The 596-nt window shown below is 52.3% G+C and carries 1 pseudogene; it reads right to left on the reverse strand.

Annotation, left to right across the window (positions count from 1 at the left end):
* Nucleotides 1-33 precede the first annotated feature (33 nt).
* Nucleotides 34-531 (reverse strand): annotated as a pseudogene (locus EMN46_RS18790) (antitermination protein); the annotation flags it as partial.
* Nucleotides 532-596: the final 65 nt, after the last annotated feature.

The following is a 596-nucleotide window of genomic DNA, read 5'->3' on the forward strand; positions in this document are numbered from 1 at the left end:
GCATCGTCACAGCGCGATATGCTGCGCTTGCTGCATCGTCACAGCGCGATATGCTGCGCTTGCTGGCATCCTTGAATAGCCGACGCCTTTGCATCTTCCGCACTCTTTCTCGACAACTCTCCCCCACAGCTCTGTTTTGGCATTATCAACCGCACGGCCTGTACCATGGCAATCTCTGCATCTTGCCCCCGGCGTCGCGRCACTACGGCAATAATCCGCATAAGCGAATGTTGCGAGCACTTGCAGTACCTTTGCCTTAGTATTTCCTTCAAGCTTTGCCACACCACGGTATTTCCCCGATACCTTGTGTGCAAATTGCATCAGATAGTTGATAGCCTTTTGTTTGTCGTTCTGGCTGAGTTCGTGCTTACCGCAGAATGCAGCCATACCGAATCCGGCTTGTGATTGCGCCATCCCCATAGCAGCCATCACATCAGTACCGGAAAGAGAGTCAGAAGCCGTGGCCCGTGGTGAGTCGCTCATCATCGGGCTTTTTGGCGAATGAAATTTAGCTACGCTTTCGAGTCTCATGCGCCTTCTCCCTGTACCTGAATCAATGTTAGGTTTCCGCAGAACACTGCGCCGGTATCGATATA

Source organism: Ancylomarina sp. 16SWW S1-10-2, assembly GCF_009669305.1.
Classification (GTDB): Bacteria; Bacteroidota; Bacteroidia; order Bacteroidales; family Marinifilaceae; genus Ancylomarina.